The organism is Enterococcus sp. DIV1067f, assembly GCF_050543505.1.
In the GTDB taxonomy this organism is placed as follows: domain Bacteria; phylum Bacillota; class Bacilli; order Lactobacillales; family Enterococcaceae; genus Enterococcus_D; species Enterococcus_D entomosocium.
Genome location: NZ_CP172940.1, coordinates 1,542,500 through 1,558,998, shown reverse-complemented (window position 1 = coordinate 1,558,998; position 16,499 = coordinate 1,542,500). Strand labels below are relative to the sequence as shown.

Annotated in this window: 14 protein-coding genes; 5 read left to right on the top strand and 9 right to left on the bottom strand. The window is 42.7% G+C overall.

The window, feature by feature from the left end:
* Positions 1-75: 75 nt before the first annotated feature.
* Entirely contained in the window at positions 76-1,116 is a 1,041-nt protein-coding gene (locus tag IGJ42_RS07235; protein WP_086332339.1) for a CAP domain-containing protein, read from the bottom strand.
* Between the two features lie 196 nt (positions 1,117-1,312).
* Entirely contained in the window at positions 1,313-3,112 is a 1,800-nt protein-coding gene (locus IGJ42_RS07230) for a penicillin-binding transpeptidase domain-containing protein (protein WP_086332338.1), read from the bottom strand.
* A gap of 170 nt (positions 3,113-3,282) precedes the next feature.
* Between IGJ42_RS07230 and IGJ42_RS07225 the strand changes: the two genes are divergently transcribed.
* Entirely contained in the window at positions 3,283-3,951 is a 669-nt protein-coding gene (locus tag IGJ42_RS07225) for a response regulator transcription factor (RefSeq protein WP_086332337.1), read from the top strand.
* Positions 3,941-5,383, top strand: a complete 1,443-nt coding sequence (locus tag IGJ42_RS07220; protein ID WP_086332336.1) for a sensor histidine kinase — start codon at positions 3,941-3,943, stop codon at positions 5,381-5,383. The genes IGJ42_RS07225 and IGJ42_RS07220 overlap by 11 nt, the downstream gene beginning before the upstream one ends.
* 72 nt (positions 5,384-5,455) lie before the next feature.
* On the opposite strand, the gene IGJ42_RS07215 is transcribed toward IGJ42_RS07220, so the two are convergent.
* The 5 genes from IGJ42_RS07215 to IGJ42_RS07195 form a co-directional block, all read right to left on the bottom strand.
* Positions 5,456-6,073, bottom strand: a complete 618-nt coding sequence (locus IGJ42_RS07215; RefSeq protein WP_005236303.1) for an HAD-IA family hydrolase — start codon at positions 6,071-6,073, stop codon at positions 5,456-5,458.
* A 229-nt stretch (positions 6,074-6,302) separates the two neighbouring features.
* On the bottom strand, positions 6,303-7,895 hold the full coding sequence (locus tag IGJ42_RS07210) for a TPM domain-containing protein (RefSeq protein ID WP_086332335.1): 1,593 nt from the start codon (positions 7,893-7,895) through the stop codon (positions 6,303-6,305).
* 140 nt (positions 7,896-8,035) lie between these two features.
* Positions 8,036-9,385 (bottom strand): PFL family protein, encoded by a 1,350-nt coding sequence (locus IGJ42_RS07205; protein ID WP_008381372.1) that lies wholly within the window; start codon positions 9,383-9,385, stop codon positions 8,036-8,038.
* Positions 9,386-9,393: 8 nt separating this feature from the next.
* Positions 9,394-9,660: an ACT domain-containing protein gene (locus tag IGJ42_RS07200; RefSeq protein ID WP_005236306.1), complete on the bottom strand. Its 267-nt coding sequence runs from the start codon at positions 9,658-9,660 to the stop codon at positions 9,394-9,396.
* A 103-nt stretch (positions 9,661-9,763) separates the two neighbouring features.
* Positions 9,764-10,426, bottom strand: a complete 663-nt coding sequence (locus IGJ42_RS07195; RefSeq protein ID WP_008381373.1) for a 2,3-bisphosphoglycerate-dependent phosphoglycerate mutase — start codon at positions 10,424-10,426, stop codon at positions 9,764-9,766.
* 315 nt (positions 10,427-10,741) lie between these two features.
* Here IGJ42_RS07195 and IGJ42_RS07190 point away from each other — a divergent pair, with 315 nt between their 5' ends.
* From IGJ42_RS07190 to IGJ42_RS07180, 3 genes are read left to right on the top strand one after another with little or no spacing between them, the layout of a single operon-like run.
* Complete coding sequence (locus IGJ42_RS07190; protein WP_005236308.1) at positions 10,742-12,223, top strand: ABC transporter permease subunit; 1,482 nt, start codon at positions 10,742-10,744, stop codon at positions 12,221-12,223.
* Positions 12,216-12,938 carry an amino acid ABC transporter ATP-binding protein gene (locus IGJ42_RS07185; protein WP_005230134.1) on the top strand — a complete coding sequence of 241 codons (723 nt, stop codon included), beginning with the start codon at positions 12,216-12,218 and terminating at the stop codon, positions 12,936-12,938. The genes IGJ42_RS07190 and IGJ42_RS07185 overlap by 8 nt, the downstream gene beginning before the upstream one ends.
* 17 nt (positions 12,939-12,955) lie before the next feature.
* The gene (locus tag IGJ42_RS07180; RefSeq protein WP_008381374.1) at positions 12,956-14,110 is read left to right on the top strand and encodes a pyridoxal phosphate-dependent aminotransferase; all 1,155 of its coding nucleotides are present in this window, start codon (positions 12,956-12,958) and stop codon (positions 14,108-14,110) included.
* A 154-nt stretch (positions 14,111-14,264) separates the two neighbouring features.
* Here the strand turns inward: IGJ42_RS07180 and IGJ42_RS07175 are convergent, their stop codons facing one another.
* Together IGJ42_RS07175 and IGJ42_RS07170 are read right to left on the bottom strand one after the other, a co-directional pair.
* Entirely contained in the window at positions 14,265-14,972 is a 708-nt protein-coding gene (locus IGJ42_RS07175; RefSeq protein ID WP_016620846.1) for a DUF4811 domain-containing protein, read from the bottom strand.
* On the bottom strand, positions 14,969-16,447 hold the full coding sequence (locus IGJ42_RS07170; protein WP_430616050.1) for an MDR family MFS transporter: 1,479 nt from the start codon (positions 16,445-16,447) through the stop codon (positions 14,969-14,971). Before IGJ42_RS07170 ends, IGJ42_RS07175 begins: the two co-directional genes overlap by 4 nt.
* Positions 16,448-16,499: the final 52 nt, after the last annotated feature.

Sequence of the window (16,499 nt, the reverse complement as noted above, 5' to 3'; positions counted from 1 at the left end):
CACTTGATGCTGCTAACGCAGCAATCTCAAATGAGCAGTGTTTTTTAACTAATCAGTTTCAAGCAATTCAGGAATTCACGACGCTGATCCTCGGTGATACAACGTTGTATAATATGGCTGTTCGCTGGTATCGATCGCAATACCGATCCCGAGAAATTGATACTCATCGTTTAGAATCGTTGCCCGATGTCCCTCTGAATTCATTAAACCTTGATGGGCGTAAATACTGCTGGCTTGGCCAAATGCCAAATTCTCCCCTGCAGCAGTGAAGCTGATTCCGTCTTCTTGCATCCGATCAAATGGAGTCGATCCATCTAACCCAATATGGTCAAAGTATCGATGTTCTGCCATATCTTGGCTATGCTTGACGGCAGTCTCACTGGTTGCTTCACTGAATCCAAGGGGCGACAAACCAAATTTCACTCGGGTGGCATTCGTTAATTCAAATAACTGTGTTCGTAAGCCGCTTAAAATGGCGGCTTGATTTTGGCGAAAATCATTCGCATGGCGTGTTTCTAGCGAGCGATTGATGATTTGAATCGCAGTCACTGTATCTTCGGCATGAACATCATAGAAAAAAGTAATCAATTGATCGTCTTGTAAGAACAGATCATAGTCGGCATCGGAATCGATGCGATACCGTCTTGATCCTCGTTGTAGACTTTCTTGGCGCGTACCCATCTGATTACGAACGCTTGCTTTTGAAGACCCGATACCTAGCGTGTCATCGATAAGAATCGTGTCTTGATTCGTATAGATCCCTTGCGCAATATCATGTTCATCATACATCACCATCATGAAGTTACGAAAATCATCGTGATAGGAAGTCCAGTTCAGTCCATATCGATTCGCTGATTCATTGATCGCTTCTCCAAAGGTTTCTTCGATCACTTGTCGTGATTCATTATATAAATATGTCTGGACAGGTGTTTCTGCCGCTGGCCTGGCTGAAGTGTCTTGTGAAGGAGAAAATTGGGACGAGAGAGATTGAGTGATCTCGTTGAGTCGAGCATCCCGAAATGCCAAGCGCCCGTCTTGCCATGTAATCATCTGGCTTACAAAATAAAGAAGCCCGATGAGAAAAATGCTTTTGATTAAGAATTTTATTTTTTTCATATGACACCTCCGTCAATGAATCATTATGTGTTAGCTGTAGCGCGATCGTTTATCCACTCATTCATCCCTAGATTGGATCGCTGATAACCCGTCCTGCCTTTTCTAAAGACTATCATTCCTGTGGAAAATTGACCAGCTGCAGCATGAAACTTCTTAGATGGTCTATGTCTTTTTAAGCTCCTGTTAAGAAACTTTTTTACTCACGAAAACTTTGCAGCGCCATCGAACGCTCCATCAAAGGATTGGCAATTTTAGCTAAGGTATGACGATCGTATTCTTCTGGTCGCTTGATAGTGAGGTAAAGAATAAACTGTGGATCATCCGTTGGATAGATCGAGACCGCCGAATAAATATAATCAAACTCTCCTGTCATGTAACCTTGACCATTCTCATTGGCGATCTGAGCAGTCCCAGTTTTGACAGAAATCTCATGGTTCGTCAGTTGGTATACATCATAAGCGGTGCCATAGCGTTCATCCGTCACAACATCGGTCATGTATTCCAATACAGCATCAGCCGCTGTTTGTGAAATAGGCTGAGAAACGACTTCTGGAAAAACTTGGGTCTCTTCTCCCACTTGCCGAATCAATTGCGGACGAATCATCTCGCCACCATTGGCAAATGCGCTAAATAACTGCATCATCTGCATCTGATTGACCCCAATCGCATGGCCATAAGAACTCATGGCATAATCCACCCGATTTCTTGAAGGTAAGATCCCAGGCACTTCCCCAGGAAGCTCACTTCCGGTAACTTTCCCTAGTCCAAAATCAGTTAAATACTGTGCCCAATTATCAAAACCGATCCGTTGCTGAAGTCGAACCATCCCAGTGTTGCTTGACCAAGCTAACGCTTGCCGCATCGTCAACTCACCATTTGCTCCTGAGTCGTGGTCATTGATGACTCGATCTTCAATCTGCATACTCACAGGATTGTAGCGTTCCGTCGGATCAAAAACACCTTCATCAATAGCGGCCGAAACGGTTGCCAGCTTCAAGGTCGAACCAGGTTCATACATCTCTTCCGTAAAAAGATTACGCCAAATAAAGTGTTCATCCGCAATTCCTTCTTGGGTCTCTGGATGAAAACTAGGTCTTTGAGCCATCGTTAAAATCTCCCCAGTTTTCGCATCCATCAATAAAGCCGTTAGATTTTCTGGTCGTGTTTGTTCCATAACTTCATCCATCACTGATTCAGTGAATAACTGCAGATGAGCATCTAATGTCGTCCAAACATCATTCCCATCTACTCCTTCTTCTACGGTTTGATTGGTTGCGGGAACAGGATTCCCTGAAGCATTGACTTGAAAGGACTCTCGCCCATTTTGATTCTTCAAAAAGTCGTTTAGTACATATTCTAATCCAGAAACTCCGACTCGAATCTCTTCATCATCTGACGTTGTCCCTATCAAATGTGAAGAAAAGATACCATTCGGATAACTGCGACTTGAACGAGCATCGAAATAGATACCGTTGATTCCAGCTGCATCAAACGCCGTTTCGATTTGATTTCGAGTAGTCACACTTAGACCACTGCCAACATTGCCAAATTCCACTTGAAAGACAGGCGGATCTGTTTGATTCGCACCATCTGACAAGATTGACAAAACTTGCTCGTTAGAAATAGGTAAATACTCCGAAAGAATCGTTGCGGTCTCCTCAAAGCGCGCTCTGTCTAGATACATGGGTCGTCCATTGTCAATGTAATCTTCAGAAAGAACCGCTCGAACAGTATAGGAAAGAATATCTTGTGCGATCACTGTCCCCTGCCGATCAAAAATCGCCCCTCGACTTGTTTCGATCGATCTTGAACTATAATACAAATTTTCTATTCTTTCAGACAAAGAGACGCCTGCGATCACGCCGACTTGAACAATGTAAATCAAACGTGCAGAAAACCCCATAAAAAGCGCAAGACTGATTATGTATAACCAATGACCGACTAGCTTACGATTTTTCTTTGCTTTTTTCTTTCTGACCATATGATAGTCATACATCGCCAAAGCGCTCCTTTCGATTGAATATACCTCTATAGTATTGGGTATTTGTGATGATCTTGTGAGGGAAAGAACAATTATTTTTCAAAGAGTCATTTTCCTATTAAATCAGCGATTATGCTGTGATATACTTTAAAAAATATAAATTATTTTTAAGGATGTGAATAAATTTGCAAAAAATATTGATCGTTGATGATGATACTCATATGCGTGCCTTAGTGAAAACTTATGCGGAGATCGAAGGCTATCTATGTTTTGAGGCAGCGGATGGAAAAGAAACTTTGGAAAAATTAACCAATCATTCATTCGATTTGATCCTCCTAGATGTCATGATGCCGGGAAAAGATGGCTTTCAGACGCTTTCGGAAATCAGAGGCAGCTGTAACACGCCAGTCATTATGATTACCGCTCGAAAGGAAGAGTATGACAAACTCTTTGGCTTCAATCTTGGTGCCGATGATTATATTGCCAAGCCATTTAGCCCTAAAGAGCTGATGGCTCGCATCAAAGCTGTGTTGAAACGAAGCAGTCAGTTTCAGTTCGAAAAGATCGTTTTTGGTGATCTCGAAGTCAATGTTTTTTCTCATACTGTAATGATCAATGGGAATCCTCTGCCGCTTACGCCAAAAGAATTCGATCTGCTGGTCTATTTGACGAAAAATAATCATATCGCTTTGAGCCGAGAATCAATTTTAGAAGGTGTCTGGGGCTTTGATTATTTCGGAGATACCAGAACAGTGGATACACACATCAAGTCCTTGCGAGAGCGTCTAGGGGATTACCGAGAGTTGATCCAAACGGTTTGGGGAGTTGGGTATAAATTTGATTATGAAGACTAGTCGGTTAGGTTTTACTTACATCAAAAGTAAATTACTCGTGCGGCTTTGGTCCGCCAATATGCTGCTGGTCATCATTGGCATCGCTTTTTTGTGGACTGTTCAAATTTTGCTCTTTGAACCAAATTATATCAATGTAACGAAAGAATCACTTTTAGAAACAGTTCAGGAAACAGCTGCCGCTATTGAAGAAATGGCAGTAGATCCAGATGATTTACCAGAAGAGCCATTACTTTTCCTCAGTAAAACGATCGTTGGGACTCTTTTCTTAGTCGACGAGGATGGCGAAATTCTGGCGGCATTTAACAATGGACAACAATTAAACATAGATGGGTTGAGCAACGAATACAACTGGTTGTTATCTCACGCACCAACTGTCCTTGATGGTGAGAGCCTGAGTGCTGTAGAAGACTTTGAAAAGTCTTCTGCCATTCTTATTGGCGTTCCTACCACTCTTTTCCAACGCCCAGCTGCCCTTTTGCTCTCCAATACGATCACTCAAATCGAAGCGCTTCAAAGCTTGAATCGACAGCAACTCTTTCTATTCACCATCATATTAACTATTTTTGCGTCAACGATTTCCTTTTTTTTAGCACAGCATTTTATTCGCCCGATCAAAACCATCAAAGAAGCCATCATCCGCTTAACCAACGGCGAGCTTTATTCCGTACCCAAACTTAAGCGTAGTGATGAATTAGGTACACTTTCTGAATCGGTTGCGGACTTAAGCACAGAACTTCAGCGAGTAGACGTCTTGCGAAAAGAAGTGATTGCCAATGTTTCTCATGAACTACGCTCCCCCCTCGCGTTGATCACGGGCTATGGGGAGATGGTACGTGATGTATCTGGAAGCGACGAACGCCTTCGAAAAGAACATATGGAACTAATTATCAGCGAAGCCCACCGTATGAGTGCCATGGTTGATGACATCATGGATTTCTCTATCATGCAAGCAGGCTATACACAGCTTAAAAATGAAATCTGGAATACATACGAGGTGGTTTCCTCCGTCGTTGCCTACGCAAGAGGGATCGCCAATCAATATGACATCACTGTCGATTTTGAAGCAGATAGTAAGAATGGAATTGCTCTTTTTGATCGCATCAAAATGGAACAGGTTTTGCGTAATTTAATAAACAATGGCATCAACCATACACCTAAAAACGAGCGTCTTTTGATCAAATTAACGAATACATCTACAAGAACAAAAGTTGCTGTCATCAATCCCGGAAAAGATATCCCTCCAGAACAACTCGAACTCATTTGGGAAAGATACCAACGCGTCCAACATCAAGCAGGACATAAAGAAGGAACCGGCATCGGCTTAGCGATCGTGAAAACCATTTTGACTTCTCACGCCTTCGATTATGGCGCTGAGTCGAAAAATGGCGTGACTTCTTTTTGGTTTGTTGTGCCGAGACTAGAAGACCAATGAGAACCACGTTTATACCGTTCATCATAAGTAATGAATGTCTTACTTTCTTTGCACAAAAAAAGCCTTGATTTCTCAAGACTTAATGATTTCTTGTATTTCAGCCATGGATTGGACGGTATGGTCGGCGGATACATCTTTTAAGATACCTTCTATATCATAAAATATCGTCTTGACACCTGCTCCTTGTCCTGCAAAAACATCCATCGTACGATCGCCGATCATGACGGTCTGATCTTTGTCTAAATGATATTTTTCGACAAGATAAATCAATGAAGTTGGATCAGGTTTACGGGGAAAGTTGTTTTCCGGTCCTACGATCTCAACGATCAGGTCTGCCATCTGTTCTTTTTCTAACAGCTCTTTTGTTGAAACGACATCGCGGTGGGTCAAAATGTAGTTCTTGCCACCAGCAGCAACCACGGCTTCTAATGTTTCTTTGGTTCCTACAAAGGAAAGCGGCAAACGATCATCCAGCGCTTCATTTGCTTTGAATGCTTTAGTGAACTCTTGAAAATCTAAGTTGTATTTTTCAGCAACTTTTTTGGAAGATGAATCTTTCAATATATAATAAATCTCCGCTGGATCTGGATCGAAGCCATACTCCTTCAATGTCTTAATAAAAGCTTTTAACATGATTGGGTAGCTGTCGTAAAGTGTTCCGTCAAAATCCCATATGTAAGATTGGTACATGATATCCCTCGTTTTCTCCCTTTTTCAAATGAATGAAAGTTCCATTCATTTTCTGTAACTCTAAAAAGTTTACCACACTTTGTTTGGTTTGTCTTATTTATCAAGGGATTTCCTCCACAAGAAAAAAGCCATTAACCTTGTAACAATTCCATTTGCACAAACCAAAATACAAAGGAATATGTTACAGGTTAATGAACGTTCATCTTTACTAAAAAAGCATTTGAAATAATTACCAGCTACCAGAAACACCGCCACCGCTGCTACTTCCTCCGCTAAAACCGCCAAAATCATTCGAAGAACTTTGTGTATCGGCAATGACTTGTTCTTGATGGGACACGTGATTATTCATCATCACAAAGAACAACGCCATATTCATCCCATGCGGGTCATACTCTTGGCGAGCATTATTTAAAACTGCTGCTCGATCAGAAGCATCAAATGAGGATAATTTGTTTGCTAAATCTGGGTGATTTTGATAAACCTGTTTCAAGTCAACTTGGAACAAGGCATCTGTTTTCACTTCCGCTAGAACATTAGAAACTTCTTTCGGAATGGCTTGTACCATCTCAGCATAGGTCGCTTTTTCCGTCACAAGTTGCGCTAAATAACGCCCCTGCTCATTGCGTCTTCTGATCTCTTCTTTGGCTTGCTTAGCTATTTCTGCTCGATACGCATCTGCTAAAGGCAAATTCTCAGGTAACACCGCATCAGATAAATCATAGTCTGCCATCCGTTCAGACACTTCCCTGCCTAATTGGGCTTCATAGGTTTTTAAGGTGTCATGTTGTGTAAGGATCACCTGACCGAAATGTTTGACCGTGGTTTTTTTCTTCATCAGCAAGTTTGAAAAATAAGAGCCAATTGCTGGATTCGTCAAGGCATGTTGGATAACTCGTTTATCCGCAGTCGACAATCCGGTGATCGAACTCAATTTCGCTGGCACGTAAGTACTCGTCACATACTGCGTAAATGCTTGTTGACAATCTTTTGCTGTCTGATACTGATGGTAACGCTGATAGTTCTTTCTATTGCTAGCCCATTTCAAGAAATCTTTCTGTTGGAAGTAACTATCTTCTAACAGATGTTTCGGCAACGGCAGGTGCTCTTCAAATCGCCGTTTGGTTTTAAGATGGCGAAAACTGATGTACCCGACAAGGCCTGCAGCTGCTGCCGCTACGACACCACTGACGATTTTTCCAATAGTGAACCACATTTGCTTAGTGGCTTCTGCTTCTTGTGCCTGTTTTTCTGCTAACATTTGATTGCCATCTTGATAAATCGTCCCTAATCCAATCGTTTCATCCGCTTCTTTCATTCGCTGATAGACTTCATTAGAAGCTGCCAATATCGCTGTATCATAATCTTCATCTCGTAATGCGTCTTTGGCATCTTCATCCACTAAATCATCTTCCGATAGCTCACTGAAGACATAGGATAGTCCATCGCCATAACCCAGACGAAACTCACGATCATCAATGGCAAAGAGAAACAATAGTCCATTATTGTCCTCTGGATTCCCTAAACCATATTCATTGAACAGTTCCAAATTACGCTCTTCAATCGATTGCCCATCTAAGGAAGGGATCGTGATCACAGCATATTCTGGCGCGCCAGTCAATGATTGGAACCCCTCTTTATTCAAGGCATCGATCTGTTCGATCGTCTCTTGTGAAAGGACCCCGGCATCATCGCGAACAAATGTCTGTCCAAAGGCAATTGATGGTTGAAGGACAAAAAATCCCATCAAACCAACAAAAACCAACATCCCAAGTTGGAAGATTTTCTTCATTTTACCACCCCTTTTTATCGTGTTATCTTTCATTGTATTCGATTCCAAACAAAAAAACATCCGCCTTAGGAATGAAAAAAATAGTAACAGGACCAAAAAACCTTTAAAAGACAGCATTCTGATTAGTCTTTTAAAGGTCACTTTATCATATTTTCTTACAAAATGAACACGAGCTAGTTTTTAAATGAATGGATCGGTGCGGGAATACGGCCGCCACGCAAAATGAAATCAGTAGACTTCGCAGGATTGGTTTTCATCACTGGCGCTGTCCCTAATAAACCACCAAACTCGATGCGATCGCCGATTTCTTTGCCTTTCGCTGGAATGATTCGGACAGCTGTCGTCTTGTGGTTGATGACACCGATCGCTGCTTCATCCGCGATCATTGCGGCGATCGTCTCAGCCGAAGTATCTCCCGGAATCGCAATCATATCTAAGCCGACAGAGCAGATCGCCGTCATGGCTTCAAGTTTTTCTAAATTCAATAAACCAGCTTCTACTGCTTTGATCATTCCTGCATCTTCAGAAACGGGGATAAAAGCACCCGACAGACCACCAACATGGTTGCAGGCCATTACGCCGCCTTTTTTGACTGCATCATTTAACAATGCCAAAGCAGCTGTCGTTCCGTGGGTACCGACAGATTCTAAGCCCATTTCTTCTAAAATCAATGCCACACTATCGCCGACTGCAGGAGTTGGCGCCAGCGAAAGATCGACGATCCCGAATGGAACGCCCAAGCGCTCTGAAGCCACGCGCCCGACCAATTGCCCCATCCGCGTGATCTTGAAAGCTGTTTTTTTGACTGTTTCCGCCACGACATCAAAGGACTCGCCTTTGACTTTTTCCAAGGCACGTTTGACGACACCAGGTCCGCTGACACCGACGTTGATTTCCACATCAGCTTCACCGACCCCATGAAAAGCCCCCGCCATAAAGGGATTGTCTTCCACTGCATTCGCAAAGACGACGAGCTTCGCACAGCCCATATCTGATGCCTCAGCCGTCTTCTTGACTGTTTCTCCCATCAGACGTACTGCATCCATGTTGATCCCAGCTTTCGTTGATCCAATATTGACCGACGAACAGACAAAATTGGTTTGAGCCAAGGCTTCTGGAATCGATTCGATCAATGCAAGGTCGCCGCCTTGATAGCCTTTTTCTACTAGTGCGCTATAGCCGCCGATGAAATTTACTCCGACTTCTTGCGCCGCTCGATCCAAGGTCTTCGCAACTTTGATACAGTCTGCGGGTGTCGGCTGGCAAGCTGCCACTACGATCGCTACAGGGGTAACCGAAATCCGCTTGTTAATAATCGGAATGCCATATTCACTTTCGATCTCTTCGCCGACTTTGACAAGATCTTTCGCTTTTGTTGTAATTTTTTGAAAAATTTTCTCACAGGTACGATCAATATCGGCGTCGATACAATCCAATAATGAAATCCCCATCGTGATCGTACGAATATCTAAGTTTTCTTCTTCCACCATGCGAATGGTTTCAAGTATTTGATTTGTCTCCATAGTGCCTCCTATAATTTATGCATGGTATCAAAAATCTCTTGATTTTGAATGCTGATTTTCACACCTAATGCCTGACCTATTTGGTGAAGCTCCTCACGAACACCGTCAAAATCCTGATTGGCATCCATGTTTAAAAGCATCATCATCGTGAAGTAATCTTCCATGATCGTTTGGGACACATCTAAAATATTGATTTCTAATTCTGCTAATTTCTGGCTGACACCGGCGATGATCCCAACCTTGTCTTTTCCAATAACGGTTAATACGGCTTTCATATTCTCCCGCCTTTCATTAAATTTTTCTTATTATAGCACAACAAAACCACATTTTCGATGTAACATCAAACGAAAATGTGGTTTATTCTTCAAATGTTCGTTATTACGCCCGTTCAATCAAGTTTGCTTGGCTATCAAACTCATAAATGATCGGCTGTGCGTTAGGAATATCGATCGTATCCATGTCATCTTTGGGCACGTCCTCCAAGTATTTGACTAACGCCCGCAAACTGTTCCCATGACCAGTAATGAGAATATTCTTATGATCTTTAAGTAACGGAACCACCTGATCTTGCCAAAATGGAACCACTCGGGCCACGACCATTCCCAGATTTTCTCCCTTAGGAATCAAGCGAGGATCCAAAGAATCGTAGCGTCGATCGAAATCATTTTCCTCCACATATAAAGGCGGTTCATCATATCCTCGACGCCATTTTTGCACCTGTTCTTTTCCATATTGTGCCACCATCACATCTTTATTGACCCCAACCAGTTGCCCATAATGACGCTCGTTTAAGCGCCATGTTTTGTGTACAGGGACCCAAAGCTGATTGCTAGCTTCCAAAACGGCATCACACGTGATGATCGTTCGTTGAAGCACAGATGCAAAGGCAAAATCAAAAGTAATCCCCATTGCTTTGATCTGTTCCCCTGCTACCCATGCTTGTTGCCGGCCTTTCTCGGTCAGCGAAACATCCAGCCATCCTGTCCAATAATTTTCGAAATTTGCTTCACTTTCTCCGTGTCGAATCAATACGACCTTCATCCTACCGCCTCCTCTTCACTTTTATTATCGCAAGAAATCAAAAAAATGTCTTATGTTTCGTTTTTTTTGGCTTCTTCTGAGACCATTTTCCATTTGTTCATTCAGTGTGGTCACATTGCTCTTGGTTGGATTGCAAAAAAATTGAATAAATGGTTTTACGCTCTACAACATTTTTTGACTTTTTTTCTCTGACTTATTGACTTCAACTGATGTTATGCTATGATAGTTTCTATCACTTATATGTATTTTTATACATTTATTAGTTATTATTTGCATTTTTAATAGATGCGCAGAAAAAGTTAAAGGGGCGTTTACATGAAAAGGTTTAGTAAGGGTACTGTTTTATTAGGGATCATCACAGCATTGCTGCCGTTTTTCTTTGTCGGACAAGCACATGCAGAAGAAACTGATCCAATCTATGAAAAAGTCAAAGAAAATGGTGTATTAGTCGTGGGTTTATCTGCCGATTATGCACCTTATGAATTCCGTGCCAATGTTGACGGAAAAAATGAAATCGTGGGAATCGATATTTCCATTGCCCAAAAGATTGCAGATGACTTAGGGGTCGATCTGAAAATCGAGGAACTTGGATTTGATGCGTTGTTAGGGGCGTTAAAAACAGGCAAAATTGATGTCGTCATCTCTGGGATGGCTGCTACGGATGAGCGCCGCAAAGAAGTCAATTTCACTGACACCTATATGGAAGTCCAACAAACTGTTCTGGTTCGAGCGGAAGACGCGGATCGTTTCCAATCGACGGCTGATTTTGATGGTGTAGCTGTCGGTGCACAACGACAAACCACCCAAGAAGAGCTGGCAAATACAGAATTGACTGGCGCGACTGTCACCTCTTTGCAAAGGGTGCCTGATTTGATCACCAATCTAAAATCACGCAAGATCGATGCGATCGTGATGGAAGGTCCCGTTGCCGAAGCATATGTGACGGCGAATGATACATTGGCATTAGCCGAAAATGTCACGTTTGAAAACGGTGTGAAGGAGACCGCCATCGCCATCTCGAAAGAAGCGCCAGTTTTACTGGAAAAACTCAATTCCTCCATTGAAACCATCATTAGTAATGATCTTTTAAGCCAATACAAAGAAGATGCCTATCGATTGATGTTTACCGAAGATGGCACGATCGATGAAGAGCAAAGCTTTTGGGAAAAATATCTGCCTTTTTATATCACCGGAACTGGCTATACCATCTTCCTAGCCTTGGTTGGGGTATTATTCGGCTCTATCGGTGGCAGTTTGTTAGCCTTTATGAAGCTTTCTAAATCAAAAGCACTGAAAGTCATTGCCGCTGTCTATATTGAATATGTTCGAGGAACACCTTTGTTAGTACAAATATTTATTGTATACTTTGGAACAGGCGTGTTAGGCTTAGAGCTTTCGAAATTAGCTGCCGGCTGTATTGCCTTAGCACTAAACAGTGCCGCCTATGTGGCAGAAATCATTCGTGCCGGGATCAATGCCGTCAACAAAGGACAGCTGGAAGCCGCTCGTTCATTAGGAATGAATCAGATCCAAGCGATGCGCTTCATCATTTTCCCGCAAGCCATCAAAAACATCTTGCCTGCTCTAGGAAATGAATTTGTCACGGTCATTAAAGAGTCTTCGGTCGTATCGGTGATCGGTGTGTCTGAACTGATTTTCCAAACAGGCGTCGTTCAAGGGGCCAGCTTCAAACCGTTTTTACCATACGTTATCGTATCATTGATCTACTTTGTATTGACCTTCGCCCTCTCACGTCTCTTGGGTGTTGCTGAAAGGAGAATGAAAACTAGTGATTAAAGTTGAAAAATTAGTGAAAACATTTGGCGAGAATACCGTCTTAAAAGAAATCGATCTTGAAGTGACACCTGGTGAAGTCGTTGTGATCATCGGACCATCAGGAAGTGGAAAAAGTACTTTCTTACGCTGCTTGAACCTTCTTGAACAGCCGACCGGCGGGAAAATCACCTTCGAAGGCAATGATTTATTGGCAAAAGGTGTGAAAATCGATCAGATTCGTCAAAAAATGGGAATGGTTTTTCAAAGCTTCAATCTATTCCCTCATAAAACGGTGTTAGAAAATCTGACTATCAGCCCGATCAAAGTCAAACAGCAAGAGCAAGCCGCTGCCGAAGAGACAGCGAAAGGATTGCTGGAGCAAGTTGGCTTAGCTGAAAAAGCGGATAGTTACCCCTCTAGCCTTTCTGGCGGGCAGCAGCAACGGGTCGCTATTGCTAGAGCGTTGGCAATGGATCCTGATGTAATGCTCTTTGACGAACCAACATCGGCTTTGGACCCAGAAATGGTCGGAGAAGTGTTGACGGTCATGCAAGCTTTAGCAGAAAAAGGCATGACGATGGTGGTCGTTACCCACGAAATGGGCTTCGCTAAAGAAGTTGCCGATCGTGTCATCTTTATGGCTGACGGTATCATTCAAGAACAAGGAACACCCGAACAAATCTTTGAGCATCCGCAAAATGCGCGGACACAGGATTTTTTAAGCAAAGTTTTATAGAAATTGGAGATGACAAAATGAACCGTCCGTTGATTGCAGAACGTTTTTTACAACCAGAAGAAAATCTTTTAATGGAGATCGCCACTCTTGCGAAGAAAACCCCAAATTTGATTGATTTGTCGATTGGTGATCCTGATTTGATTACAGATGCGACGATCATTGAAGCAGCTTTTGCTGACGTCAAAGCGGGTCATACAAAATACACCGCTTCAGACGGTAGTGCTGATTTTATCCAAACTGTCGTTGATTTTTATCAAAAGCAATACCAGCTTACTTTTTCTCCTAGCCAAGTACGAGGAACTGTCGGTGCATTGCATGGCATGTACTTAGCTTTGGCTGCCATCATTGATCCTGGTGATGAAGTGATTATTCATGAACCATACTTTTCACCTTATAAACAACAAGTCGAACTAGTCGGTGGTGTGCCGGTCTTTATCCCGACCTTTGAAAAAGATGGCTTTCAAATCGATGTCGAGGTCTTAAAATCCGCCATCACTGAGAAAACTCGGGCGATCATCATCAATTCACCAAACAATCCTACCGGTGCTGTTTTTTCTCCAGAAACTTTTGAAAAAATCGCAGCAGTTGCCATTGACCATGACTTGCTGGTCCTCTCGGATGAAGTCTATGAAGCCTTTTGCTTTGATGATACCTTTGTACCGATGGCAGCCTTCGCACCTGAGAACACCATCACATTCAGCAGTTTCTCAAAAGCCTTTGCCATGACTGGCTGGCGGATCGGCTACATGATCGCACCTGAATCGATCAATCTTACGGCAAAACTGATCAATGAGGCGATCGCCTATTCGGCACCAACCCCTTCACAACGGGCAGGTATTTACGCATTGAATCACTATGATACCCTCGTGCCGCAAGTGGTTGCTGTCTTTAAGGAACGACTGACTTACATTGAACAACGGGTTGCTGAGATCCCATTCCTTTCCTTATCCCCTGTCAAAGGCAGCATGTATGCCTTCATCAACATTGAACAAACAGGGTTGGACTCTGTCAGCTTTGTCGAGAAATTATTAAAAGAAACCAGTGTGCTGATGATCCCTGGGAAAGCCTTTGGAGAAACGACCGGCGATGGCTATGTTCGCTTAGCTGCCACCCAATCGTTGGACTTGTTAAAAGAAGCTTTCGACCGGATTGCCGCGTGCTCATTTGAATAAAGAAAATCCCACTCACTACTAGTGTGTGGGATTTTTATTGTTGATGGACACGACCAACATTTAGCAGCTGTTTCGCTAAATCACAAGTTTCATGTAGAAAAAGGGACAGAAGAATCCGATTTGATTCTTCCATCCCATGACTATCTACTCGTTTTTACTTTTTTGCTTCTTCAAGCAGTTTTGCCATCGCTTCTTTTTGATAAGCTTCTGTCAATTCAGCGATTTTTGCTTTTTGGGCTGCCTCGTCCATAGTTGGATCAGCCATTAATGCAGCTTGCATTTTTTCTTGGACATACGCTTGTCCTTGTGTTTTCATGGTGTCCGCTTGTTCTTTCGCTAAAGAAGCCAGTTTTTTTGCTTGATCCACACTCAAGACTTCCCATGAATCTGGTAATGAGAACGTATTGGTACGGCTGACATATTGGCCATCGTTATCAGCGATTCCGAACAAGAAGCGTGATAGGTCACTTTTATAAACCCAGCGCGTCGTTTTTGTTTCTAATTGAGCTGAATCAGCCCCTGTTTCCACGACATTGGTCACTTTATCAGTACCGGTTTGTTTTGGTTCCTCTTGATCAGTATCCGTTTTATACAGGTAGATTTTTTCCGTACCATCTCCTAATGGCTGATACAATAGTAAATCAAAATTCTCGTTATCGGCACTAGAAACCAGTGCTGTTGTTTTAGCAGTCGTTTCTTTTTCCATTCCAAAATGGTAAGTCAAATTGGCCATCAATGCGACGACACTTGCTACGAAGACTAGACCTAAGACCAATGATAAACCTGTTTGCAGCTTGTTTTTGGCAAAAACATTCAGTACCGCAAACCCTAACACGCTAAGAACGATCAAAAGCAAGATCATTTGTCCGCACCTCCTTCAAGAACCGTCAATCGTGGTTCTTTTTTCTTTAAGGAGAAGGCGATCAAGAATCCTAAGAAGCTAAAGACCGCTGCCACATAAAAAGCGGCATGGTAGCCAGATAAAGTCGCTTCGATTGCTTGTTCTTTGTATGCCAAAGGCGTTGCATCCAGCAAAGAATCACTTGGCAAGTTGCCTTTGGTGACGTTTGTCAAGACACTGATCAAGATAGCCGTACCAATTGAGCTGGCTACTTGACGGAACGTATTGTTTACTGCGGTACCATGACTGATCAGATTACCAGGCAATGCATTCATTCCTGAAGTCGTTACTGGCATCATCACCATTGAGATCCCGAACATCCGAATCCCATAAAGAATGATGATATGCAAAATCGGTGTATCTTTTGTTAAGAAAGCAAATGGTAAGGTTGCGGCGGTCAAGATAAACATCCCGGTGATAGCTAAACGTTTTGCACCATACTTATCAAAGATCGCACCAGTGATCGGCATCATGATCCCCATAATCAACGCACCTGGTAATAACATCAATCCTGAATGGAATGCTGATTCACCACGAATGTTTTGGATATACAATGGGAGAACCATTTCAGCACCGATCATCGCCATATTCGTGACCCCGGAAAGGATCGATGCCAAGGTAAAGGTTGTTGATTTGAACACGCGCAACTCTAAGAAAGGATGCTCGATGTGCAATTGACGCCATGCAAAGAAAGCAATGAAAAAGACACCGGCTGCTAGAAAACCGATTACTTCAATACTGCCCCACCCTTTGTCACCGACACTTGAAAAGCCATAGAGCAATGTACCAAAACCAAGCGTTGATAAAATCGCTGAGAAAAGATCGATTCTCGGATGCGACAATTCAATCACACTCTTCATTAGAAAGAGCGCTAAGACTAAGACTAAAACGACGATAGGAATGACCATTCCGAACAAATAACGCCAGTCATAATGATCAATGATCCAACCAGATAACGTTGGGCCTAAGGCTGGTGCCAACCCAATAACGATTCCAGACATGCCCATAGCTGAACCGCGTTTTTCTGGTGGGAAGATCGACAACATGATGTTTTGCAAAAGCGGCATGGAGATCCCTACACCAGCAGCTTGCACTAAGCGGCCAATCAATAATGTAGAAAAGTTCGGTGCTGCAAAACAAGCGATCGTTCCAGCCAGGAAGATGCTCATTGCCGTTAAGTAAAGATTTTTTGAGCTGAACTTGTTGATCAGCCATGCGGTGATCGGGATCATGATCCCATTGACCAGCAAGAAACCGGTGGTTAGCCATTGGACATCAGATGCAGAGATGTCAAAGGCATCCATCAAGGTTGGAAAAGCCGTTGTTAACAATGTTTGGTTCAAAACAGTACAAAACGTACCGATCAGCAAAACCATAACCAGTAAGGAACGATTGTAAGGTTTGCCGTAGATATCTAAAGGACGACTCGTTGACATATTTCACACTCTTTTCAGTATATTTTTCATAAAACCTTCTTTACTTTAAATC